We start from the raw sequence: 23261 nt of genomic DNA, 5'->3' as shown, positions 1-23261 counted from the left end.
ATCGGCTCTGGGACGAGAAGGGGCGCTGCGCGGATGTCGGTCAGCAGGATGGACCTTGGGGACGCGGGCTCGCCGGAGGCGCTCGTCAAACGCATCCTTCAGGCCGAGCCGAACCTTAAGGTGCCCGTGCCGGTCCAAGAGCTGTGCGCGCGGCTCGGCATCCTCCAGATCGAGGACCTCGACGACGACGAGTTCGAGGGCGGCCTCGTTACCGACGCGAAGCGGTCTGACGGCATCATCCTCGCCAAGCGCGTGGGCGAACCGCGTCGCCGCTTCACAATCGCGCACGAGCTCGGCCACTTCCTGATGGCGCACCACGTCCCGGATCAGCCCGGCCGGTTCCTGTGCAAGAGTTCTGACTTGCTCCGCGTCACAGCGAAGGAGGGCGATCAGCGGCAATGCAGGGAGGTCGAGGCCAACCGCTTCGCCACTCTCATTCTGATGCCTCCGCACATGCTGCGGGAAGCCATGGCGGCCATTCGCAAGCCCGACCTGCAGCACGTTCTTATGCTCGCGCGCGACTTCGCGGTCGGAAAGGAGACGGCAGCTCGGGCCTACGTGCAATACCATCCAGAGCGGATCGCCATCGTCGTGGTGGGCAACGGCAGGTTGCAGCGGTGCTACCGGAGCCTCTCCTTTCCGGCCATCATCTGCGCGGTCGGCAGCCCGGTCCCGACGGGCACGCTCTTTCACAGCAGTCCACATCGGCCGAGCACAGCGAGCGACACCGCCGCGTGCAGTCCCGATCTCTGGATCGATGTGAAGCGCGACCTCCGCGCGCCGGACCTCCGCGAGCAGGTGTACCTTCAGCGGAACGGCTTTGCGATGATACTGCTGCAACTGGAAGCTGCGCCGGAGGAGAGCGCGGAGGAGCGCAGGCTCAATGAGGGCTGGCGTCACCGCTTCCACTCGGGGCGACGATAGGCAAGCCGGCTCTTACAGAACAGCACTGCCGGGTATAGCCTGCAGCTTCGTCGGAGCGGGCCGTGCCGCCGTCCCGTCGCTGATCCGGCGCACTCCTGAGGTCGATGACGGATCAATGAGGGTCGCAAATGGCGGGAACTGACCACAACCTTCGGCTCCTCCTCAGTCAGGCTACGGCAGAGGAAGCGTTCTTCGACCGTGTCGGCCTCGCCGACGCCGCCGAGCTGGACGCGACGGGCACCGCGCCTGCAACGTCTCCTGCCGTGTCATTGATGATCACGAACCGTCAGCGGGCGGCACTTCGAGAGCTCGACTTTTCCGAAGAAGCCATTCGCCATATGACGCCCGCCGGGGCGCATGAGAAGCTGGGATTGACTCAGCTTTCGTCACCTGAAAGCGGATTAGATGGCTTGAGGCCGCGGTCGACCCGCATATTGTCCGTCGCAACCATGCTTGACGCGGCATAGCCGTCGCCGGGTCCACGACTATCGTGGATCGAGCCCCCGGAGGAACGTCATGCACCGGTCGGACTGCGGTGAGGCAGAGTTCGGCAGAAAAATGCAATGCAGGAGGAGCGGTGAGATTATTTGGGTGCCACGTCCATGATTGAAGATTCCGAAGGTGTTTGGCCAACAAGGCGTCTGTCCGAGGTAACCGACCCTGAAGCTCCTATCGTGTACGGGATTTTACAGGCGGGCCCCAACATAGAAGGCGGAGTGCCGTACGTCCGTCCGAGCGAGATGCATGACGACCGCATCAACGTACAGAACCTGCTGCGAACATCAGCGGAAATCGCCTCACGTTATGATCGGTCAGCTCTGAAACAGAGGGATATCCTTCTCTCAATCGTTGGCACCATCGGAAAAGTTGCGATTGTTCCCGCCGAATTAGAGGGCGGAAACATCAATCAATCCGCGGTGCGCATCCGCGTGCAGCGGGACATTTTCCTGCCAGAATTCCTTGCTTGGCTTCTTCGCTCTCCATATGCCAGGCGCCAATAGAGAAATCGATATTCGGCTCTGCGGTGATGCGGCTTAATGTAGCCCATGTGCGGGCGCTTGAAGTCCCCATCCCGCCATTACAGGTCCAGCACGAATTGGTGATGGACATCGAAAATCGGCTTACGCGGTTGCGGGCTGGTACGGATCTTCTCCTGGGTGCGGAGGCTAATCTCCGGCTTTATCGAGCGTCGATCTTCAAGGCAGGCTGCGAAGGCCGTCTAGTCGCCTCAGAAGCTGATCTGGCGGCGAGGGAGGGCAAAGTTTTTGTCGATGCAGAAGCGCTACTAGCCAGTACCGCAGGTCCACCTTCTCCAGCACGTAATAAGCGAAAAAGTCGCGACATCATCCCAGGTCACTCCGCGCTGGCTGTTGGAAACCCGAAAACAGCACTGCCAAAAGGGGGGGGCTTGGGTAAGTCTGACCGACGTTGCGCAAATGGAGAGCGGGCACACCCCAAGTCGCTCCGTTGCCGCTTGGTGGAACGGCAATATACCATGGCTCAGTCTCACTGATGCCAGCTGTCGCTGTCGACCCTGCGGACGGTCTCGCCGATCCACCTCGAATACCTGCGCAACATGGGCGTGGCGGCCTCGCTGTCCGTGTCCATCCTGCGCGACGGTCGCCTGTGGGGCCTGTTCGCCTGCCACCACACCGAGCCGCGCCACATCTCCCTCGAGCGCCGGACCGGCGCCGAGCTGTTCGGCCAGATGTTCTCCTGGCTGCTGGAGGCCCGCGAGCGGCAGGCCGACGCCGAGCGCGAGGTCCGTTCGCGCGAGTTGCACAACCGCCTGCTGGGCGCGCTGGCCACCGGCGGCACCAACCTGGAAAGCCTCTCCGACTTCCTCGACGACCTGGCGGCGATCCTGCCCTGCGACGGCATCGGCCTGTGGGTGAACGGCGAGATCACGCTCCAGGGCTCGACCCCGACCGCGGAGGAGTTCGCCGGCCTGGTGCGCTTCCTCAACCGCACGGCCGCGAGCAAGGCCTACGCGACCGACGAGATCGGGCGCGTCCACGAACCGGGCCGCGACTTCACCGAGCGGGCGGCCGGCATGCTCGCCATCCCGGTGTCGCGCACGCCCCGGGATTTTCTGGTCTACTTCCGGCGCGAGGTCTCGCGGACCGTGACCTGGGCGGGCAACCCGGTGAAGCCCGCGACCCCGGGGCCGAACGGCGTCCGCCTGACCCCGCGCAAGAGCTTCGAGGCGTGGCGCGAGACCGTGCACGGGCGCTCGCTCCCCTGGGCCGAGGTCGAGATGCGGACCGCCGAGGCCCTGCGCATCACCCTGCTCGAGGTGATCCTGCGCCTCACCGACTCCGCCGAGAAGGAGCGCAAGGTCGCGCAGGAGCGTCAGGAACTCCTCATCGCCGAGCTCAACCACCGGGTCCGCAACATCCTGAACCTGATCCGCGGGGTGGTGACCCAGAGCCGGCCGGCGGACGGGGCGGACAGCGCCTTCGCGAGCACGGTCGGCGACCGCATCCAGGCGCTCGCCCGGGCGCACGACCAGATCACCTCGAGCAACTGGGGACCGGGATCCCTGCGCGACCTCGTCATGCTGGAGGCCGGCGCCTACCTCGGACCCAAGGCCGGCCGGGTCGTGCTCGACGGCGCCGACGTCCTGCTGGAGCCGCAGGCGTTCTCGACCGTCGCCCTGGTCGTCCACGAGATGATGACGAACTCGGCCAAGTACGGCGCGCTCTGCGACAGCCTCGGGCGGGTCGACCTGCGCTGGGAGCGGGACGCCCTCGACCACTTGGTGATCCGATGGCGCGAGACCGGCGGCCCGGCCGTGCGGGCGCCCACCCGGCGCGGCTTCGGCACGACCATCATCGAGCGGTCGATCCCGTACGAGCTCAAGGGCGAGGCGGAGGTGCGCTACGAACTGGCGGGCGTCGAGGCGCGCTTCACCATCCCCCCGGCCTTCGTCCAGAACGCCTCACGCGCCGCGCCGAAGGCTGTCAGGGCGGTTCACGCCGAGGCGCTGCGCGGTCTCGCGGGGTCCGTGCTGGTCGTCGAGGACAACATGATCATCGCCCTGGAGGCCGAGGAGTTGCTCACGTCGCTCGGCGCCACGAACGTGGACATGGCGTCGTCGACGCGCGAGGCGCTCCGGCTGATCGACGCGGCGCCGCCGGCCCGGGCCCTGCTCGACGTCAACCTGGGCTCCGAGACCAGCATCGCCGTCGCGCGCAGGCTGTTCGAACTGGGCATCCCCTACGCGTTCGCCACCGGCTACGGCGACGGCTTCCGCATTCCGGAAGACCTCGCCGCCGTGCCGGTGGTGAAGAAGCCCTACGGGGCGGAGGATCTCCTGCGCGCCTTCCCGGCTTGAGCCCGCGAGCCGGTGCTTGACGGGTCGGTGGTCAGGGTTACCGGTGGTTGGGGCGATGTCGGGCGCGGCTCCTGGCCCGGTGGGATGTTCCGCCACGAAACGCGCGAAGGTCGCGCGACCCTCGGCGCGCCTCAGCTTGCCGAGGAAGCCCTCGGACTCACGGAGACGGGTTTCACGTTCGCGGCGCGGTGCCTCGATGCGGCGGATCTCGCCGTCGCGCCACGCGTCGAAGGCGGTGGTGCCGCTGGCCCGAAGGCGGGGTGAACGATGGCGGGTCGGCGCCGCGGTCGCCGGGCCGGAGCGCCTCTACCGGCGGTCACGCTCATTCGGGGCGGGGTCACCTCGGTTCGGTGCCGCGCCGCTCTAGGTTGGCTGAAAGGGGAGCGGACCGCATGGAGCAGGACATCGGCGAGGGGGAGCGGCCGCCCGCTTCGCGACGGCCATCCGTCTCCAGGTCCCTGGACCTCCTCAACCTCCTGCTCATCGACGTGAACGGGGCGATCAAGCCCTACCTCAACGTCTACCTCTACGTGCACCGCGGTTGGAATGATGCCTCGGTCGGGCTGGTCAGCACGGTGTCGGGCATCGTCGGCATCGTGGTGCAGACGCCCATCGGGACCGCCATCGACGCGGTGCGCGACAAGCGCGTGATCCTGCTCGGCGCCCTGGTCGCGCTCTCGCTGGCCACGCTCCTCGTCGCGCTCTTCCCGTACTTCTGGCCCGTGCTCGCGGCCTCCTGCGTGCTGGCCGCCGTCGGGGGCATGCTGAGCCCGGCCATCGCGACGCTCACGCTCGGCCTCTTCCCTGCCGACCGGATCGCCGGGCGCTTCGGCCGCAACGCCGCCCTGGAGCGGACCGGGAACGTCGCCATCGCCGTGCTGATCGGGCTCGTCGGCTGGCTGTTCCCGGACCGCGCGGTGTTCCTCCTGGTCCCGGCCTGCGCCATCGTCTCGGCCGCGGCACTCTACTCCATCCCGCGCGATGCCATCGACGCGCGCCGGGCCCGCGGCGGCGGCGAGGGGGAGCAAGCCCCGGCCCGGTGGCGGACCCTGCTGACCTGCCGGCCGCTCATGGTCTTCGCGGCCTGCGTAGGGCTTTTCCATTTCGCCAACGCGCCGCTGCTGACCCTCGTCGCCCAGGAGATCGGGCAGGCGCGCCCGGACTGGTCGTCCGTCATCGTCTCCGTCTGCATCGTCGGCGCGCAGGGGGTGATGGTGCCGATGGGGCTCATCGTCGGCCGCCGGGCCGAGCGCTGGGGCCGCAAGCCCTTGCTCGTGATCGGCTTCGCCGCGCTGCCCGTGCGCGCCTTGCTCTATCTCGTCTGGCGCGACCCGTACTGGCTGATCGCGGTCCAGTGCCTCGACGGCGTCGGTGCCGGCCTGCTCAGCGCGGTGAAGCCGCTGGTCATAGCCGACATCACCCGAGGAACCGGCCGCTACAACGCCGCCCACGGCCTGATCGGGACCGTGCAGGGCGCCGGCGCTTCGCTGTCGTTCGTGATCGCCGGAACCTTGGTCCAGCAGGCGGGGTTCGATGCCGCCTATCTCGCGTGCGCCGCCGTCGCGGCGGTCGCGCTCGGGGTGCTCGTGACGCTGCTGCCCGAGACAATCCCGGAGAAGCCCCGGAGAAGCCTCGGGGCGGCCCGGCGGCGTGGCTGCGAGCGGTGAGACCTGGCACGGCTTGAGGAGGGGTGGTGAAAGATCGGATTTCCGGCCGGGGCGGCCGGCGGCTCACCGCGACGCTGGCCGTGCTCCTCTCCCTTGCCCTGCCCGTCACCGCCGCGACGCTCCACAGCACCTACGTCGACCCGGCGGCGATGGCGCTGCAGCGCGTCCTGCCGCCCCCGCCCGAAGCCGGCTCGGAATCGGCCAAGGCGGACATGCAGACCGTGGAGGCCGCGGTCCGCGCCCGCACGCCCGACGACGAGCGGCGCATCACCGCGAACCTGCCGTGCACCCTCGACCGCTTCACCGGTGTGCTCGGCCCAGCCTTCACGGCGGAGACGATGCCGGACACCGCGGCGCTGATCGAGAGTGTGTTCCAGGACGGGGAACTCGCCGTGCTGGCGGCGAAGGCCGCCATCGCGCGGCCGCGGCCCTACACGGTGAAGCCGGACCTCGCCACGTTCGGACATCGCTCCGACAGCACGTCCTACCCGAGCGGCCACGCCACGTTCGGGTATCTCGCGGCCACGGTGCTGTCGCGCCTCGTGCCCGAGAAGCGCCAGGCGCTGTTCGCGTTCGCCGAGACCTACGGGGAGAACCGCGTGATCGCCGGCACCCATTTCCCGTCCGACCTCGAAGCCGGCAAAATCGCCGCGGCCGTCATCGCCGAGGCGCTGTTCCACGACCCGCGCTTCGAACGCGATCTCGCCCGGGCGGCTTCTGAAGTCGCGGCCCAGGGCGGCGCCTCCGGTCGGTGAGGCGAAGGCTCCTGACGCAGGATCACGAAGGCGGGAGGCGGGTTTGCGGGGCGAACCCGCCTGTCTGACCGCGATCCCAGGCAATGCTGGGCACCCGCGCACGGGCCCTTGCCGGCACCCGACCCAGCCCCGGAGATGGGCCGCCCGACATCCGAGCCCCGAACGACAGGAGACCGCCGGCATGTCTCACGTCACCGAGGAGAAGGCCGCTGATGGGTACTTCATGGTCAAGGTCGCCGGTCGTGCCGTCACGGAGACCTGCGAGAAGCGGCAGGCCAGGGAAGCTCGTCCGCGCGATGCGCATCTGTCGGGCGGCCTCGTCACGCTGTTCGGCGGAAGACGAGGCTCGCCGCTGCGATGGCTAAGCCCAGCCGAGCTCTCTCACGGCCCGGGCGTCGTTCCAGATCTTCGTCAATCCGATGATGCGGTCCCCCTCGAACTGCATGACATACACGTAGTCGGTCGACGTGGATTTGCCCGTGGGCGGGCAGGGTCCGCCCTCGCCAGTGTGGGTCCCGTGGAAGACCCCGTAGGCCGTCACGTTCCGGCGCTCCTCGTCCGTCGCGAAGGAACGCACCTCGTACCGACCGTCGGGGATGAAGGTCAGGAGCCCCTTCATCCACTCCGTGTAGTCCCGCAGGGAGGTCACGCCGGCCAGGGCATCGGCCTGGGCGGAGAAGGTCGCATGCGGGGCACAGTAGCGCGCGCACGCCTCCCAGCCTCCGCCGGTCTCGCAGGCATCGAAGAAGGCCTTTGCTACCGTCGTGATGTCGCCCATGCCTGGATCGCCCTTTTCCATTGCCGGAAGCGCCGATTGTAGCGGACGCCGTCCGCGCAAGCACCCTCTGCGAGGGTCTGCGCGGACCGTCATGCGGCTGGCGCCGCTTCCGACTGTATCGCGACGATCAGGAAGGCGCCTCGTTCGAGGCAGCCGCGCCATGCCCCCCGCTCCCGTGCGGGAGCGGGTTGGGGCAAGACGCTTCGAGGTCGAGCCATGTCTGTGACCGTTCTCGTGTGAAGCCGGGGGAGGCGGTGGGTCGGACGTGCCGAGGCGTGCGGCCCGGCTTCTCGAAGGCGGCGTCCCGACTTCGGCCGTCCCCCGGACGAGCGCTCGAGCGCTCTCCGCCGAAGTGGATACCGGTTCGGCGTAAAAGAGCGCGTCAAGACAAAGGTTTAGAGCCGTGCCCGATTGCAACGCGATCGGGCACGGCTCTAGCCGAACCTCCGGCCGATCGCCTCGGCGAGCATGATCGTGGTCACATTCGTCGGCGCCGAGACGATGTCGGGCATGATCGAGGCATCGACGACGTTCAGGCCGTCCACCCCGCGCACCGCCCCGCTCCCATCGACCACTGCCCACGGGTCGTCGCGGCCGCCCATCGGGACGGAGGAGGTCGGGTGGGCATAGCCGTCGACTGCCGAGAGCACGGCTCGCCGCAGCGCGTCGTCGTCACGGACATCGGGACCGGGATACAGCTCCGCCGCGACCACGTCGCTGAACGGGGCCGTCCGGCCGATGCGCCGCGACAGGCGCACCGCTTCCAACATGCGCCTCAGGTCGGCCGGGTCCTCGAAGAAGTTGTAGCGGATGAGCGGCATGGCGCGGGGGTCGCGGCTCGCCAGCCGAACCGAGCCGACGGACCTCGGCAGCGTGACCGAGCAGGCCAGTACGATGGCCCCGCCGGTCGGGCTCTGCGCCGGATCGAAGATGTGCGTCCCCGAGATGTGAAGGTCCAACTCGTCCGGGGCGGCCTCACGCGACCGCGTCCAGATGATCGCGCCCGCGACCGGGTCCATCGCCCGCACCTCCCGCTTGAGCGCGTAGACGTTGTAGTAGAACGGATGCTCCTTGAGCCGCTCGCCGACCGGCGCGTCCTGCAGCACGGGAATGTCGAGGTCGCGCAGGTGCGCCGCCGGCCCGATGCCCGACCGCATCAGGATGGCGGGGCTGCCGAATGCCCCGGCCGAGAGGATCACCCGTCCGGCCTCCACCGTCGCGCCGCCCAGCAGCCGGAGGCCGCGCGCCCGCCGGCCGTCGAACAGCACGGCGTCGACCTCGGCGCCCCCGACGATGGCGAGGCTCGGTCGGCGCCGAACCTCCTCAGTCAGGTAGGCCATGCCCGTGTTGACGCGTCGGCCCTCGACCACGTTCAGCGGGTAGGGCGAGACGCCGTGCTGCTCCACGCCGTTGAAGTCGGCGATGCGGGACAGGCCGGCCGCCTCCGCGGCCAACACGAAGGCGCGCATGGAGGGGGTGATCTCCTCCATCGTGCGCTGGCGGATCGGGAAGGGCCCGGAGCGCCCGCGCCGAGCGTCGTCGCCGGCCGGCGTGTTCTCCAGTGCCCTGAAGACCGGGAGCACCTCGTCCCACGACCAGCCGTCGAGACCGCGCGCGGTCCAGCGGGCGAAATCGGACGGCCGCGCCCGCATGGCGACCGCGGCGTTCACGCCGGAGCTGCCGCCGAGCACCTTGCCGCGGATCGCGCGCACGTCGTGGCCGAGGCCGGAGCGGTCCTGGGTGTGGTAGCCCCAGTCGTGCACCGCGTCGCCGCCGACCCGGTTCGCGTTCGCGATCACGTCCGGATACGCCCCCGGCGCGTAGGCCGGTCCGGCCTCCAGCAGAAGAACCGTCCGGTTCGGATTCTCGCTGAGCCGGCGCGCGAGCACGGCGCCCGCGGAGCCTCCGCCGGCGATGACGACGTCGAAGGCCTGATCCGGGATGGGGGCGCGGGTGGGCATGGCGGACATGTCCTCTTCGAGAGCGGCGATGGTCAGGATGCGGAGGCGCGGCGCAGGAAGGCGGCGGCTCGGTCGAGGGCCCGGCGGCTGCTGTCGAGGTGGGCGACGTCGAGCTGGAAGACGTGATGCAGGCCCTCCCAGACCTCCAGCCACACCGCGACGCCAGCCTGTTCGGCGCGCCGGGCGTAGCGCGTCGCGTCGTCGATGAGGCGCTCGTCGGTGCCGACCTGGATCAGGAGCGGGGGCAATCCGCGCAGGTCGCCGAGGAGCGGTGAAGCCAGCGGGTGGCGGACATCGCGCGCGCCGGCATACTTGCGCGCGCAGTCCTGCAGGTACGCACGGCCGATGAGCGGGTCCTGCACCGAAGGGTCGTTCATGGAGGGGCCGGACAGCGTCAGGTCGGTCCAGGGCGAGAAGACGACGCCGGCCACCGGCGCAGGGCCGCGCGCGCGCAGGGCGAGGCTCGCCAGGGTGACGAGGCTCAGCCCGCCCCCGGCCGAGTCCCCGACGACGGCGATCCGGTCGTAGCCTTGGCCGATCAACCAATCCCAGGCAGCCAGCGCCGCCTCCGGGGCAGCGGGCAGCGTCGCCTCCGGCGCCAGAGGATAGTCGATGGCGAGCGCGGCGACGCCGGCCCGGCTCGCGATCTGGCTGACGAAGCCGCGATAGGCCGCGGCCGTGCCCTGGACGTAGCCGCCGCCGTGCAGGAAGAGGATCGCCTGGCCGGGCGCGGCATCCGCGGGGCGCACCCACCAGCCGCGGATGCCGGCCTCGTCCACAGGGTCGAACGCGACGCCGTCCGCGCGCGGGCTGCCGGCTATGAAGGTGTCGTAGACCGCCCGCGGCTCTCCCGTCGCGTTGCCCCAGAAGCGCGCGAACAGGTCCCGCAGGGCGTCCTCGCGCCGCCGTTCATCGTCGGCGAGCGGAATGGTGATCGTCCCTGGCGCCGGATCGGGACCGAAGGTGTCGTCGCGCATCGCAGTTCCCGCTGGTGCATCGGCCCGACCGCCGCCGGGCAAGGCTCCGCCGTCCGCGCGTCGCTCGGCGCCGCGCGGGGTTCGTGTGTCGGACGATCGGATCTCAGGCCGGGATGCGGCCGAACGCGCCCCGGGCGTAGCCGGCGAGCGCGCGCTCGACGTCGGCGACCGTGGACATCACCAGCGGACCGCGCTTGACGAAGGGCTCGCGGATCGGCCGCCCGGCCATCAGCACGACATGCGCAGCCTCGGCGGCTTCGAGGATGATCTCCGCGGCGGAACCGGCGCCCATTGCCAGGGCGCCGCCCTCCGGCAGGAGGCGCTCCTCCTCACGGCAGCGGACGGACACGCGCCCCGACACGGCGTAGATCCAGGCTTGCCGCCCCTCGGGCAGGGCGTGGGCGAAGGCGCCGCCCGGCTGTAGGAAGCCGTCGAGCAGTGTCATCTCCTCCGGGGTGCCACCCGCGCCGACAACGTCGCCGCTCTGCCCCAGGACGACGCGGACGCGATGGCCGCGGCCTTTGAGGACCGGGATGTCGGCCGCGCGAACGTGCAGCGCGCGCGCCGGCTGCGCCTTGAGGCGCGCGGGCAGGTTGACGAAGACCTGCAGGGCGTGGACCCGTGCCCCTTCGGCCGGCCTCTCCTCGTGCGCGGCGCCCGACGCCGCCGCGAGCCAGTAGAGGTCGCCCGGCTCGAGGGCGACGTCTCGGCCCAGCGTGTCCCGGTTGAGGAAGTGGCCGGTCGCGTCCTCGAACATGACGGTCACGGCCGAGATGCCGGCATGGAGGTGCGGCTCGAAGGTCGGCCCCGTCATGACGAAGTGGTCGACCATCAGAAGCGGGTCCATGCGCCCGTCGAAGGCTTCGTCGGAGAAGTGCGCCGCGGAGAAGTTCGAGCCGATGCGGTGGGGCTCACCGAGAACGGTCTCGCCGAGCCTCGGGTGGAGCGCGTCGGCCCCGTGGATGGTCTCGAGAGCTGTCATGTCCTGCCTCGCTGCGTGGATGTGCCGATGGTGTGGCGACAGACGCTGGCCGAGAAGGCAGCTATTTTCGGACCTATCGTCCGACCGTTTGGACGCCGGGATCCGGCATCCGGTGGCGCTCGCGGCGGATGGCGACCGGCCCCGGCCCCGTACACCCTCGACCGACCCCGTCGAGATCGCCCGCGCCTAGAGCAGCACGGCCTTCGGAAACTCCGCCGCGAGGTGGTCGAGGAAGGCCCGCACGGACGGAAGCAGGCCTTGGCGGTAGGGAATGAGGGCCGTCAGGGTGGAGTCGCCCGCGACCCAGTCGGGCAGAACGCGCCGCAGGGCACCCGAGCGGACGGCCTGACGACAGATGTAGCTCGGCAGAGCGACCACGCCGATGCCGCGGATGGCGGCCTGCTGCAGCCCGACCATGTCATCGCCCATCAGCCGCGGGCTCAACGGCAGTACCGCCTCGTCCCCGGCGCGGCTCGCGTGCCGCAGCCGCCAGACCGGCGCGACCCCGGTCCGCATCATGAACAGGGACGGATGGTCCCGAAGGGCGTCCGGATTGTCCGGAGCGCCGTTCTCGTCGAGGTATGCCGATCCCGCGAACAGGAACCAGGGCGCCGGCGCCAGGGTACGCTGGACGAGGTTCGAGTCCGGCAGCGGGTCCGTATGGGCCCGCACGGCGATGTCGAAGTTCTCGCCGACGATGTCGACGGTGCGGTCCGCGCCGTGGGCCACGACATTCACCTTCGGATGGCGGACGAGGAAATCCGCGATGATGTCCGCCAGGGCGAACTGCATGGTCGCGACGCCGGCCGTGCACCGCACCGTGCCGGTCGGCTCCGTCAGGCGCTGGCGGATCGTCGTCTCCGCCAGCTCCGCCTCTCTGAGCATCGCGACCGCGTGGCGGTAGAAGTCCTCCCCCGCATCCGTCATGCCGAACCGGCGCGAGGTCCGGTTCAACAGCCGGACGCCGAGGGCGCCCTCCAGCTGCTGGAGGCGGTGGCTCAAAGTGGATTTCGGCACGCGCAGCGTCCGCCCGGCGGCCGTGAAGCCGCCGCGATCGACGACCTGCACGAAGTAGAAGAAGTCGTTCAGGTCGAGCACGCCGCCTCCTCATCGTCCAAACCTATGGACGCTGGGTTCGGATTGTTGCGGCTTCTGGGCCGCCGGTCCAGCCGATAGCTCTTGCTCGTCGCCGGCCCCGACGGGGCTTGAGCAGGAGGATACGATGACCGCTCGCGCCTACGAACCGCTCACCGCCGAGAACGCAGCCCTCGTCCTCGTCGACCATCAGGTCGGTCTGATGACGGGCGTGCGGGACTATTCGACGGGCGAGCTCAAGCACAACGTGATCGCCCTGGCGAAGGCCGCCACGGCGCTCGGCCTGCCCATCGTGGTCACCACGACGGCGCGCGACAGCCTATGGGGTCCGACCTTCCCCGAGTTGGTCGCGGCGTTGCCCGGAAACGAGATCATCGACCGCTCGTCGGTGAACGCCTACGACGACGCGCGCGTCGCCCGGGCGATCGAGGCCACGGGCCGCGAGAAGCTGATCTTCGCCGGCATCTCGCTGGAGGTCTGCGCGGCTTTCCCGGCCATGACAGCCGTCGCCCGCGGCCTCGACGCCTACGTGGCTGTCGACGCCTCCGGGACGTTCAGCGAGACCAAGCGCCAGGCCGGCCTTCTCCGTATGGCGCAGGCGGGCGTGGTCCTGTCCGACTACGCGACGCTGATGGTCGAGATCCTGAAGGACAACGCCCGCCCGGAAGCGGGCCCGGTCTACGCCGCCTTGGACATGCCCTGGGCGACCTTGGTCGGCCAGGTCGCCGCCTCCTTCGGCAGAGTGGACGGCGGAGCGAATGCTTGACCGTTCACGACACGTGTCAGTTTGCGGCCGCCGCCTGTCCCACAGCGGTCGGCAAGCGGGCGCGCCAGCGGTGTCTGCCGGCCCCTGCTCGACGCAACAATCGAAGCAACACGCGCGTAAGGCCGAGCTCTTAAATTCTTCATTAACCAAAGGCCCGAACGGCCACGAGGGGGAACCGACATGACCACCATCATCGCACGACTGCTGATCGTCATCAGCGTGATCGGCGCCATCGCCTGCGCGCCGATGCTGACGCCCGCATCCGCAGCCGGTCTCCTCGCGCAGACGAGGTGAGCCGTCATGGGCATGCAGTCCGTCATCCTGCTGGTCATCGCCGGCAACTTCGCCTGCGCCTCCCTCATCCCGTATCTGGCGATGACCGGAGCCTGAAGGCGTCTCCTCGGTAGATCTCTCACCCTACGGAGCCGACCATGAGTATCTCGAAGACCGCTTGCCTCACCGCTGTCCTCGGCCTCGTCTCCGACATGGCCTTTGCCCAGCCACAGGCGAGCCAGGAGAACCTGAAGCGCCACTGCATAGGAGATTACCTGGAACATTGCGGCCAGTTCTCGCCCGACGGCGGGGAAGTCCAGGCCTGCTTCCGCGAGAGAGCCGGCCTCCTGACACCGAATTGCTCGATGGCTATCGCCGCTTACCAAGAGGAGCAGAAGGCCGCGAATCCGATCCGGAAGATCCGCGCCGCACGGTGAAGTCATACCTTCGCGTCTTCGATAAGGTCAGCCGAGCCGGCATCTGCGAAATCCGGCGCGGCACGGAATTCGCCCGTGTCTACCGTCGCCTGCCTTGACCGGGATGCGACCCGCCGCAGGGTATCAACCTTATCGCGCCCGACAGCCCTCGGCGAATGGGGGTTGGATGACCGGTACCGCAAGCCAGCGCACGCGGTGCGCGTTCGCCGCGCACAGTCGAAGGGCGATGCGAAATCCTCTGCGCCGGATCGTGGCGGAGTCCGCCGCTTCTCGAGATTGGGCGCGAATGGAAGCCGAGGTCGGCTTTCCCGCACTTGATGCCCAGAAGCGGACAGGCGGAAGACCACCCCGAACTGCCGTTCCGGGAGCGACCCGAACCGGTCACTCAGGTCACGAGAATGACGGCCGGGACGCGGACGCGCCCGGTTGCGTGTCTCGGCTGTGCGCCTGCCGGTAGTCACGCGGGCTCATGCCGTAGCGATCCTTGAAGCGGCGCGCGAAATGCGCCTGGCTGCTGAAACCGCAGCCGTAAGCCAGCATGCCGATCGACAGGTGGGCGCAGGCCGGATCGCCCAGGCGCTTGGCTGCCGCCTCCAGGCGGCGTCCCCAGATGTAATCGGAGATGTGCCGGCCGCGCTCGTGGAACAGTTCCTGGAGCCGGCGCAGCGACACGCCCATCGCGGCGGCGAGTTGCGGCGGATCCAGGTTCGGGTCGCTCAGATGGGCCTCGACATAGGCCTTGGCGCGCTGGACCGTGACGTTGCCGTGGACGGAACGGGGTACCTCCTGCGCCATCCGTTCGGCGAGGCTCGCTATGATCAGGTCCGTTCCGATCGCCGCCATGCGCGCGGCCGCGTCGGGCGTGAGCTGATCGCCCATGCGCACCAGCTCCTGGAGGAAGGTGTTTGCCAGGGTCGTGGAGGCGAGGTCCGCGCCGACCGTGAGTGCACAGTACAGCCGGGACGGGCCCAGCATGGCCTCGAAGCGCTCGCGCGGCAGATCGATGACGAGGGAGATGCCCGTGTCGGCCTCGCAGACGGCCGGGCGTGCGTCGATAACGACGAAGTCGCCCGTCCGGAATACAGCCTCCCGATCGCCTTGCTGGATGGCGTCCTGGCCGGAGAGCTTCAAGGACGCGTAGAGGCGGTCGGGCTGCCCATAGCGCCGAATCGCGTCGGGGGTCGCTTCAGTCCGCATGGCGGTGTGTGCCATCTTGGAGATCGGCACAGGCCCGATGCTGGTGACGTCCAGCCTGCCCTGAAACGGAACCCCGTGAAGGGGTTGCTGGTCGATCGGGATCAATCGCTCGCAGATCGTCTCGCGCCAGCGCCGGAACGCGTCCTTGGGGTGAATTCCCTCTGTCGAGAAGAAGGGTTGCATGCGTAGCCTCGGCACGCAGCGCGCCGTCCCGAAGCGCAGACTGCGGATCCGGAGGGTTACTGTATATAATCTATTATCTCAAGACCGCGGTGCCGGGTGCTTCGCGGCGGTTCTGTCCGCGTCTCAACCAATGCCGTCGGTAAGCGCACCGGCAGGAAACCGCCCAGAGCCGCCACTCCGATCGCACCCAAGCCTGACACGGGACCACCCCGCGGGGGCCGGTCACCGTCTCGGAATCCCTCCGTCCTCGCCAGCGTTGTCGGAGCCGCCGCAACGGCCGCGCTCTTCCCGATGCCTCGATCGTCCAGACGACACGAGGTCACCGCCGGGCGGCGACGAGGTCCGCGGCGCGCCGCCACCCGAGTGTCCGGCCGATTCGCGCTCGGACCCTGGGTCCGAGCGTGCCGGATCGCGAGCAGCTGGTGGTCGCGCGCCGGCCTACGATCCGCGCAGGTAGCTCAGCGGCCGACCGGTATCCGGATGCGGCATGACGCCCATCGGGATGTCGTACACGGCGCGCAGCGTGTCGGGGTTCATCAGCGTGCCGGGCGGGCCGTCCGCGATCAGGCGTCCCGAGTGCAGCGCCAGGATGCGGTCGCAGACGCGCGCCGCCATGTTCACGTCGTGCAGGACCACCACGACGCCGAGCCCGTCACGATGGGCCAGATCGCGCACGAGGGCGAGGATCTCGACGGCGTGGGCGACGTCGAGGGCCGAGATCGGCTCGTCGAGCAGCAGGCAGGCGGGCTCCTGCGCGATCATCATCGCGAGCCAGACGCGCTGCCGCTCACCGCCCGAGAGCGTGTCGACGAAGCGGTCCGCGAAGGCGGCGACGCCGGTGGCGGCGAGCGCCCGCCGGACCGCCTCACGATCCCGGTCGGCGACGCGGCCGAGGGCGCCGTGCCAGGGATAGCGCCCCAGCGCCACGAGCTCGCGCACGGTCATGCCCGGGACCGGCGGGAGCGCCTGCGGCAGATAGGCGACCTCGCGCGCGAAGGCGCGGTCCTCCCAGGCACTGAGGGCGCGATCCGCGAACGCGATCCGGCCGGCGGTCGGCGCCTGCTGGCGGCCCAGCAGCTTGATCAGGGTCGACTTGCCGGACCCGTTATGGCCGATCAGGCCCACCACCTGCCGCGGCTGGATCACGAGGTCGAGGGGATGCAGCAGGGTGCGTTCGGGGAGACCGAAGCTCGCGCCCTGCAGGGTGAAGAGCGGGGGGGCGCCCGCGGCTTCCGCCGTCGGCGCGCCCCGCGGCCGCGCGACGACCGGCGCATCGGGACCGTTCATGCGGGCCTCCTCGGGCCGTCCGTACCCGCCGGACCCGCTTCGGGGCGTGCCGGCAGGGGGCAGGCGCCGCAGAGGCTCTGGTCGGGGATGAGGTAGCGCAGGCAGCAGACCTTCCGCACCCGACGCGGCGGCGCGCCCGCCGGCGCGTCCCCCGCCTCCGGGACGTAGCGGATCGGCGCGAACAGCGGGTTGGGCGCGCCGGACCGGCGGCGGCTCGTCAGGACGCTCGCGGCGGCCGCGTGCCCGGTCCGGCCCGCCTGCGGGAGCCCCTCGGTGCGGCGCACCACGAACTCGAAGATGTTGCCGGCATTGCTCCACAGCACGCGCGGCGCCACGCCCGAGACCGCCGCCAGGGCACCGACCAGGGGCGCCAGGTGCGCGTCGATCAGCGCGCCGAAGCGATCCGCCGGCGCCCGCGCCCCGGTCTGCCCGCCGGGCCCGTCGCTCCCCGCGGCGGGGTCGCGCAGCTTGAGCGCCCGCGTCAGCCCGCCGTCGTCCGGGACGATCTCGACGGCGTCGAGGGCCACGGGCAGGACGAGGTCGAGCACGATGTTGGCGGCGAGCGCGGGCACCACCAGCATCGAGAAGTGCTGCTTCGCCCAGATCGACGCGACGGCGCGGGGCTCCGGCGCCGCGAAGGTGCGGGCGAACCGGTCGAGCTGGTCGGTCAGGACGCGCGGATCGAGCAGGTCGGCGCCCCTCACGGAGGGGCGCGGATCCTCCGCGGACACGATCCGATCCCGGTAGCCCTCGAGGGGGCCGACGAACAGGGCGTTCAGCGGGGAGAGAATCATCGGCGCAGCATCAGCCAGACGAAATAGGCGCCCCCGAGAACCGTCGCGACGAGGCCGGCGGGCAACTGCCACGGGAAGGCCGCGACGCGCCCGAGCCAGTCGGCCAGCACCATGATCAGGCCGCCGGCGAGCGTCGCCGCCACCAGCTGCTCGGCGGCCCGGCTGAAGCCCAGGCTGCGGGCGAGGTGCGGCCCCATCAGCCCGACGAAGCTCAGCGGGCCGACGAGCAGGGTCGCGGCGCCGGTCAGGATCGCGGCGACCGACAGGACCGTCAGGCGCGCCCGCGCGACCTGGAGCCCGACGGCCCGGCTCGTCTCCGCCCCGAGCGGCAGGATCGTGAGCCAGCGCGCGAGCAGCGGCGTGCCCGCGAGCACCAGGGCCGCGCCGAGGCAGGCGAGCCCGGCCTCGGTCCCGGTGGCGTTGTAGGTCGAGCCCGAGAGCCACGTCAGCAGGGCGGCGGTCCGCGGGTCGGCCGTGGCGAGCAGGAGCGCGATCACCGAGCCGATCAGACTGGTGAGGGCCGCGCCGACCAGCAGGATCCGGGCGGAGGCGTAGCGCGCCCGGCGGCCCAGGGCCAGGATCGCCAGCAGCGTCGCGAGCGCGCCCGCCGCGGAGGCGGCCAGCATCGCGGCCGGGCCGAGGCCGGGGGCGAGGAACAGGACGAGCACCACCACCAGGGCCGCGCCCGCGGAGACGCCGAACAGCTCGGGGCTCGCGAGGGGGTTCCCGGTCAGCCGCTGCAGCAGCCCGCCCGCGTAGGCGAGCATGGCCCCGGCCCCCAGGGCGGCCAGCGCGCGCGGCGCCCGCCAGGCCAGGAGGGCGCCCGGATCGGGGCTCCACAGCCAGCCCTGGGCATCCCGCCCCAGGGTGAGCGACAGGCCGACGGCCGCGAGGGCCAGGATCGCGAGCGCCCCGATGGCGGGCCACGGCCGGGCGAGACGGACCGGGATAGGCCCCGGCGCCGGCGGCGCCTCGCGCGCCGTGCGCAGGCCCAGGATGAGGCCGACCAGCAGGGGCGCGCCGACGAGGGCGGTGACGGCGCCGGTCGGGACACCGCTGCGGCCGATGAGCCGCTGCACGAGCTGATCGGTCAGGACGAGCAGCACCGCCCCGGCCACCGGCCCCCAGAGCAGGCGGTCGCGGAGCCGGCGGGCGCCGCCGTAGCGGGCGAGGGCCGGCCCCGCCAGGCCGACGAAGCCGATCACCCCGAGATACCCGGTCACGCTGGCGCCGACCGCGACGCCGAGGGCGAGGGCGGCGAGCCGCGTGCCGGCGGTGGAGACGCCGAGGCCCCGCGCCCCGGCATCGCCGAGCTCGATCAGGGTCAGCGGGCGCGCCAGCAGGCCGGCCGCGATGGCCGCGAGGGCGAGGCGCGGGACGAGGCCGCGGACGCCGTCCCAGTTGTTCTGGTTCAGCGCGCCGGCCTGCCACGCGTAGAGGTCGGAGAGCGCGTCGAAATGCGCGAGCACGAGCATCCGGTTGGCCGCCTCGGCGGACAGCCCGACCACCAGTCCGGCGAGGATGACGGTGGACGGCGCGTAGCCGCTGCGCCCGCTCAGCAGCAGCACGAGGCCCGTGCACAGGGCCGCCCCGGCGCCCGCGACGGGCTCGTAGCCGTAGATCAGGAGGGCCGGCCACCACAGCGTCGCGAGGGCCAGGGCGAGCTTCGCGCCCGCGAACACCCCGAGGGTTCCGGGCTCGGCGAGCGGGTTGTCGAGCACCTGCTGGAACAGCACGCCGGCCAGGCCGAGCCCCCCGCCCGCCAGGACCGCCATGGCGAGGCGCGGCAGCAGGCTGTCGCGCAGGACGAGCTGCGGCATGTCGCCGTCGGTCGGGTGGAGCAGAGCGGCCCACCACTGCCCGGGCGGCAGGACGGCCGCCAGGTTGGCGTGCAGCAGCGCGGCGCTCACCGCCAGCGCGAGGGCGAGGAGCCCCGCCCCGCGCCAGAGCGGCGAGGCCCCGGCCCCGTCGGCTCGCGCCCGCCGCGCTCCGGCCCCGGCCGCGCTCACGCCGGGGCCTTCCCGAGCGCCGCGGCGACCTGACGGGCGAAGCGCGCGGCCGACGGCAGGCCGCCGTTCGGATGGACGACCGGCATGCGGATCACGCGGCCGGCGCGCACGGCGGGCAGCGCCCGCCAGAGCGGGCTGTCGTCGAGGCGCCCGAGGGCGCGCGCGGTCTCGGCGCCGCGGTCGAAGTGGATCAGCGTCGCGTCGGGCACCTCCGCGAGGTCCTCGACCGCGGCGAGCACCGTGCCCGCGCCGCTCTGCCGGCCGGTCCAGGCATTGGTCAGGCCGAGGCGCTGGGCGACCGCGCCGACGGTGCTGCGCGTGCCGAAGACGGCCAGCTGCCGCCCGTCGTCGCGGAAGCGGCAGATGTAGACCGGGCGCCCGGTCCGGCCCGCGAGCGCGGCCCGGGCCTCGGCGAGCGCCCCGTCGGTCCCGGCGACCAGCGCCCGCGCCGCCGCGGCGCGGTCGACGCGGTCCCCCAGGTCGCGGGTCAGCGCGTCGAGGTGGTCGATCGGCTCCCGCGCGCCCGCGACGATGGGCAGCGCCACGACCGGGGCGATCCGGGTCAGCGCGACCTGGATCTGCGCCTGCCACGGCGCGGCGAGGATGAGGTCGGGGGCGATCAGGCTGAGGAACTCGAGGTTCGGCTCCTGCAGCGGGCCGAGGTCGAGGACCGAGTCCGGCAGGGGCGGCTGCGCGATGAGCTTCTCGTAGAGCGGCCGGTTGGCGATCGCCACCGGCACGAGGCCGATGGCGAGGAGCGTCTCGGCGAACAACCCGTCGAGGGCGACCACGCGGGCGGCGGGCGCGCCGCCCGTCTCCGCGCGCCGCGGGTCTTCGGACGCGCCCGCGAGGGACGCGGCGAAGCCGCCCGGGACGAGACCCAGGACGCCCGCGGCGAGGCCGGCGAGGAGGGCGCGACGATCGCCGCGCGGGCGGCTCATCCCCATGCGCCGACCCGTGCGCCGACCCGGGTGGGCGGGCGGCGGTTCCGCCCGCGGAACGCCTCCGCGCGCCGCGCCCGGCCGGTCCGCGGGACGGCAAGCCTCATGGATGCGCTCCCTGCCGCTCCCAGGCGCGGATCCCGCCGGCGGCGGGCGCGCGCGCCGGGGCGACCGCGCCCCCGTGCCCGTCCTGATCGAGCAGGCTGTCGACGATCTCCTGCGCGCGGACCGGCAGGACCGAGAGCAGGGTGTCGCTCAGACCGTGCGAGGTCTCCGAGTAGCCCTGGACGTAGATGCGCGGGACGAAGCCGGGGCGGGTCGGGACGCGGTAGTCGCGCGCCAGGTCCGGCCCGTCGCGGTAGGGCGCGAGCGGTTCGAGGATCGCCGGGTTCGGGTCGCGCGCGTACCCGGTCGCCAGGACGATGCCGTCGTAGCTGCGCTCCGCCTCGACCTCGGCGTAGCGGTCGACGGTCCGCAGCCTGATCCCGCTTGCCTCGCCGACGGCCGAGAGGATCTCGCTGCGCGGCCGCAGGTGCAGGCGCTGCGGCCCGGAGACCTTCTCCCGGTAGACGATGACGTGGAGCGCCTTGAGCAGGTCGGCGTCGATCACCGCGTAGTTCGTGTTGCGGTAGCTGCGCACGATCGCCGCCCGCCGCTCGCTCGGCTGCGCGTACACGAAGTCGGTGCGGTCGGGGTGGAAGATCTCGTTGACGAACGGCGTCGCGTCCGAGGGCCGGAGGGCGTGGCCGCGGAAGACGAGATCGACCTGCAGCTGCGGGAAGCGGGCGTGGAGATCGTGGCCGATCTCGGCGGCGCTCTGGCCGCCGCCGATCACCGCCACGCGGGCGCCCGGGCGCGACAGGTCGAGCGGGCTGCCCGGGCCGCGCCGGTCGACGTGGTCGAGGTAGCGGCTCGAATGGCAGAGCCGGGGATCGCGCGCCAGGGCGGCGAAGGCGGCGGGCACGTGCGGGGCGCCGCCCACCGCGAGGGCGAGGTCGCGCGTCTGGCGGCGGATCTCGCGGCCCGCGGCGTCGCGGGTGACGACCCACAGGGTCTCGACCGTCCCGTCCGGTCCCGGCCCGGGCTCCACCGCGACCGCGGTCTCGCCGTAGTCGCACCGGTCGGCGAAATGGTCCGCCACCCACCGGAGATAGTCGTTGAACTCGATCCGGCTGGGATGAAACGTCCCGAGATCGATGAAATCGTGCAGTCGACCCTGGCTGTGCAGGTAGTTCACGAAGGTCAGCGGGCTCGTCGGGTTGCGGAGCGTGACGAGGTCCTTGAGGAACGAGATCTGCATGTCGCTGCCCGGTAGCAGCATGCCGCCGTGCCATCGGAAGTGCGGCTGCCGCTCCAGGAAGCGGTACCGGAGGCCGCGCGCCGCCGGGGTCTCGGCCAGGGCGATCGCCAGGGCGAGGTTCGAGGGCCCGAAGCCGACCCCGATGACGTCGCAGAGCGGTGCGGCGCGCGCGGTCATCCGATCGTCTCCTCGTCCGCACGACGGGGTGCGCGCCGGGATGCGCGGCGATCCTCGCCGCCGCGGCGCACGGGGGCGGCGCCTCCCTCGGGGGAGCCGCGCGTTCCCCCGGCGGGACCGCTCGCAGGCGACCGGAAGCTGGTTCGCGCACACGCCACTGACCGCGTCCCCCGCCAAGCCCCGGACCACAGAACACCCGCCGGCCGCACCCGCCGGCCGCACTGCGTAGCGCGAACCGCCACAGTGATTCAAGGTCTCCGGAAAACACTTCTGACGATCGAGCAGTAATGAATTAAATTAGAACATTTCAAATATGTAAAAGGGCCCTTGAGTCCGGCGATCTTTCGGCCATGTTATGCGCCGACAAGCGAAGTTCATTGATTCATTGGCGAGGCTGCTCGCAGCTTTCACCTGAACGGGATGCATCGATGGCGTTCGATCGCGAAGATACGCTGTTCTACGTGGTGGTGAATCACGAGGAGCAATACTCGATCTGGCCGAGCTACCGCGACATCCCCGACGGGTGGCGCGCCGTGGGCGATCCGCGCGCGAAGGCCGATTGCCTGGCCTACATCGACGAGGTCTGGACCGACATGCGGCCCCTGAGCCTGCGCCGACACATGGAGGCACAGGAGCGGGACGCGGGCGGCGCGCGGGCGTGACCGTGCCGGGACGAGTCCGGCTGTTCTGCCTGCCCTACGCGGGGGCGAGCGCCGCGGTGTTCGCGCAGTGGCGCCGCGGCCTGCCCGACGCGGTCGACGTCAGGCCCGTCGAGCTGCCGGGGCGCGGCTCCCGGATCGGCGAGGCGCCCTGCACCGACCCGCGGGCGCTGACGCGGCGCCTCGCGGACGAGGTCGCCGGTTCCGTCACGGGCTCCTACGCGCTGTTCGGGCATAGCCTGGGCGCGCTGCTCGCCTTCGAGCTGGCGCACGAACTCCGCGACCGCGGGATCGCGGCGCCGCGCGCGCTGTTCGCCTCCGGATGCGCCGGACCGGCGGTGTGCGACGGGGCGTATTTCCGCCGCCCGCGCAGCGACGCGGACCTGCGCGACGCGCTGTCCGCCTACGGCGCGACGCCGCCGGAGGCGCTGGCCGATCCCGCCCTGATGGCCCTGGTGCTGCCGGTGCTCCGGGCCGATTTCCGGCTGCGCGGCGCCTACACCTACGCGGCGCGCCCGGCGCTGGACTGCCCGATCCAGGCGCTCGGCGGGACGCGGGACGACGTCGCCCGCGCCGACCTCGAGGCCTGGGGCCGCGAGACGCGCGGCCCCTTCGACCTCGCGCTGTTCGAGGGCGACCACTTCTTCATCCACGCGCGGCGGGGCCCGGTGCTCGACCTCGTCGGCCGGCGGATCGGCGCGCGGGCCGAGGCCGCGGCCTGAGGCGGCCGCGCCCGCCCATCGGCGGCGCGCGGGCCGGCGG

At 71.4% G+C, this 23261-nt stretch carries 21 protein-coding genes and 1 pseudogene; 10 read left to right on the top strand and 12 right to left on the bottom strand.

Annotation, left to right across the window (positions count from 1 at the left end; genetic code table 11):
• Nucleotides 1-33 precede the first annotated feature (33 nt).
• The 4 genes from ACX9MN_RS27090 (at nucleotide 34) to ACX9MN_RS27075 (ending at nucleotide 4261) form a co-directional block, all read left to right on the top strand.
• The gene (locus tag ACX9MN_RS27090; protein WP_489725953.1) at nucleotides 34-924 is read left to right on the top strand and encodes an ImmA/IrrE family metallo-endopeptidase; all 891 of its coding nucleotides are present in this window, start codon (nucleotides 34-36) and stop codon (nucleotides 922-924) included.
• A 128-nt stretch (nucleotides 925-1052) separates the two neighbouring features.
• A complete protein-coding gene (locus tag ACX9MN_RS27085) occupies nucleotides 1053-1391 on the top strand; it encodes a hypothetical protein (protein WP_489725952.1) in 339 nt (112 codons plus the stop codon).
• Nucleotides 1392-1526: 135 nt separating this feature from the next.
• Complete coding sequence (locus tag ACX9MN_RS27080; RefSeq protein WP_489725951.1) at nucleotides 1527-1925, top strand: restriction endonuclease subunit S; 399 nt, start codon at nucleotides 1527-1529, stop codon at nucleotides 1923-1925.
• A gap of 581 nt (nucleotides 1926-2506) precedes the next feature.
• Nucleotides 2507-4261 (top strand): HWE histidine kinase domain-containing protein, encoded by a 1755-nt coding sequence (locus ACX9MN_RS27075; protein ID WP_489725950.1) that lies wholly within the window; start codon nucleotides 2507-2509, stop codon nucleotides 4259-4261.
• A gap of 96 nt (nucleotides 4262-4357) precedes the next feature.
• Here ACX9MN_RS27075 and ACX9MN_RS27070 read toward each other — a convergent pair.
• Nucleotides 4358-4522, bottom strand: a pseudogene (locus ACX9MN_RS27070) (DUF2852 domain-containing protein); the annotation flags it as partial.
• 131 nt (nucleotides 4523-4653) lie between these two features.
• On the opposite strand from ACX9MN_RS27070, the gene ACX9MN_RS27065 reads away from it, so the two are divergent.
• Both ACX9MN_RS27065 and ACX9MN_RS27060 read left to right on the top strand, forming a co-directional pair.
• Entirely contained in the window at nucleotides 4654-5928 is a 1275-nt protein-coding gene (locus ACX9MN_RS27065; protein WP_489725949.1) for an MFS transporter, read from the top strand.
• Nucleotides 5929-5954: 26 nt separating this feature from the next.
• The gene (locus ACX9MN_RS27060) at nucleotides 5955-6683 is read left to right on the top strand and encodes a phosphatase PAP2 family protein (RefSeq protein WP_489725948.1); all 729 of its coding nucleotides are present in this window, start codon (nucleotides 5955-5957) and stop codon (nucleotides 6681-6683) included.
• A gap of 361 nt (nucleotides 6684-7044) precedes the next feature.
• On the opposite strand, the gene ACX9MN_RS27055 is transcribed toward ACX9MN_RS27060, so the two are convergent.
• The 5 genes from ACX9MN_RS27055 to ACX9MN_RS27035 all read right to left on the bottom strand — a co-directional run bounded on the left by ACX9MN_RS27055 (nucleotide 7045) and on the right by ACX9MN_RS27035 (nucleotide 12479).
• A complete protein-coding gene (locus tag ACX9MN_RS27055; RefSeq protein ID WP_056529496.1) occupies nucleotides 7045-7461 on the bottom strand; it encodes an ester cyclase in 417 nt (138 codons plus the stop codon).
• A 434-nt stretch (nucleotides 7462-7895) separates the two neighbouring features.
• Entirely contained in the window at nucleotides 7896-9422 is a 1527-nt protein-coding gene (locus ACX9MN_RS27050; protein WP_489725947.1) for a GMC family oxidoreductase, read from the bottom strand.
• A gap of 32 nt (nucleotides 9423-9454) precedes the next feature.
• Entirely contained in the window at nucleotides 9455-10399 is a 945-nt protein-coding gene (locus ACX9MN_RS27045) for an alpha/beta hydrolase (RefSeq protein ID WP_091928349.1), read from the bottom strand.
• Between the two features lie 103 nt (nucleotides 10400-10502).
• On the bottom strand, nucleotides 10503-11381 hold the full coding sequence (locus ACX9MN_RS27040) for a pirin family protein (protein WP_489725946.1): 879 nt from the start codon (nucleotides 11379-11381) through the stop codon (nucleotides 10503-10505).
• 186 nt (nucleotides 11382-11567) lie between these two features.
• Entirely contained in the window at nucleotides 11568-12479 is a 912-nt protein-coding gene (locus ACX9MN_RS27035) for a LysR substrate-binding domain-containing protein (protein ID WP_056529504.1), read from the bottom strand.
• A gap of 124 nt (nucleotides 12480-12603) precedes the next feature.
• Between ACX9MN_RS27035 and ACX9MN_RS27030 the strand changes: the two genes are divergently transcribed.
• On the top strand, nucleotides 12604-13242 hold the full coding sequence (locus ACX9MN_RS27030) for an isochorismatase family protein (RefSeq protein ID WP_091981160.1): 639 nt from the start codon (nucleotides 12604-12606) through the stop codon (nucleotides 13240-13242).
• A 431-nt stretch (nucleotides 13243-13673) separates the two neighbouring features.
• Nucleotides 13674-13952, top strand: coding sequence for a hypothetical protein (locus ACX9MN_RS27025; RefSeq protein ID WP_100253742.1), 279 nt, complete (start codon nucleotides 13674-13676; stop codon nucleotides 13950-13952).
• 390 nt (nucleotides 13953-14342) lie between these two features.
• Here the strand turns inward: ACX9MN_RS27025 and ACX9MN_RS27020 are convergent, their stop codons facing one another.
• The 6 genes from ACX9MN_RS27020 to ACX9MN_RS26995 all read right to left on the bottom strand — a co-directional run bounded on the left by ACX9MN_RS27020 (nucleotide 14343) and on the right by ACX9MN_RS26995 (nucleotide 21840).
• Nucleotides 14343-15332, bottom strand: coding sequence for a helix-turn-helix domain-containing protein (locus tag ACX9MN_RS27020; RefSeq protein ID WP_489725945.1), 990 nt, complete (start codon nucleotides 15330-15332; stop codon nucleotides 14343-14345).
• A 438-nt stretch (nucleotides 15333-15770) separates the two neighbouring features.
• Nucleotides 15771-16619, bottom strand: a complete 849-nt coding sequence (locus tag ACX9MN_RS27015) for an ATP-binding cassette domain-containing protein (protein WP_170855236.1) — start codon at nucleotides 16617-16619, stop codon at nucleotides 15771-15773.
• The gene (gene fhuF / locus ACX9MN_RS27010) at nucleotides 16616-17413 is read right to left on the bottom strand and encodes a siderophore-iron reductase FhuF (protein ID WP_427510884.1); all 798 of its coding nucleotides are present in this window, start codon (nucleotides 17411-17413) and stop codon (nucleotides 16616-16618) included. The genes ACX9MN_RS27015 and fhuF overlap by 4 nt, the downstream gene beginning before the upstream one ends.
• Nucleotides 17410-19422: a Fe(3+)-hydroxamate ABC transporter permease FhuB gene (fhuB, locus tag ACX9MN_RS27005; RefSeq protein ID WP_489725944.1), complete on the bottom strand. Its 2013-nt coding sequence runs from the start codon at nucleotides 19420-19422 to the stop codon at nucleotides 17410-17412. Before fhuB ends, fhuF begins: the two co-directional genes overlap by 4 nt.
• Nucleotides 19419-20363, bottom strand: a complete 945-nt coding sequence (locus tag ACX9MN_RS27000) for an ABC transporter substrate-binding protein (RefSeq protein ID WP_244540894.1) — start codon at nucleotides 20361-20363, stop codon at nucleotides 19419-19421. The genes fhuB and ACX9MN_RS27000 overlap by 4 nt, the downstream gene beginning before the upstream one ends.
• A gap of 103 nt (nucleotides 20364-20466) precedes the next feature.
• The gene (locus tag ACX9MN_RS26995; protein ID WP_447683277.1) at nucleotides 20467-21840 is read right to left on the bottom strand and encodes a lysine N(6)-hydroxylase/L-ornithine N(5)-oxygenase family protein; all 1374 of its coding nucleotides are present in this window, start codon (nucleotides 21838-21840) and stop codon (nucleotides 20467-20469) included.
• Between the two features lie 428 nt (nucleotides 21841-22268).
• Here ACX9MN_RS26995 and ACX9MN_RS26990 point away from each other — a divergent pair, with 428 nt between their 5' ends.
• Both ACX9MN_RS26990 and ACX9MN_RS26985 read left to right on the top strand, forming a co-directional pair.
• On the top strand, nucleotides 22269-22502 hold the full coding sequence (locus ACX9MN_RS26990) for an MbtH family protein (RefSeq protein WP_020094344.1): 234 nt from the start codon (nucleotides 22269-22271) through the stop codon (nucleotides 22500-22502).
• Nucleotides 22503-22504: 2 nt separating this feature from the next.
• Entirely contained in the window at nucleotides 22505-23221 is a 717-nt protein-coding gene (locus ACX9MN_RS26985) for a thioesterase II family protein (protein ID WP_244540037.1), read from the top strand.
• Nucleotides 23222-23261: the final 40 nt, after the last annotated feature.

This window comes from Methylobacterium sp. 1A (assembly GCF_058072805.1).
This window is presented reverse-complemented; position numbering and strand designations above follow the sequence as displayed.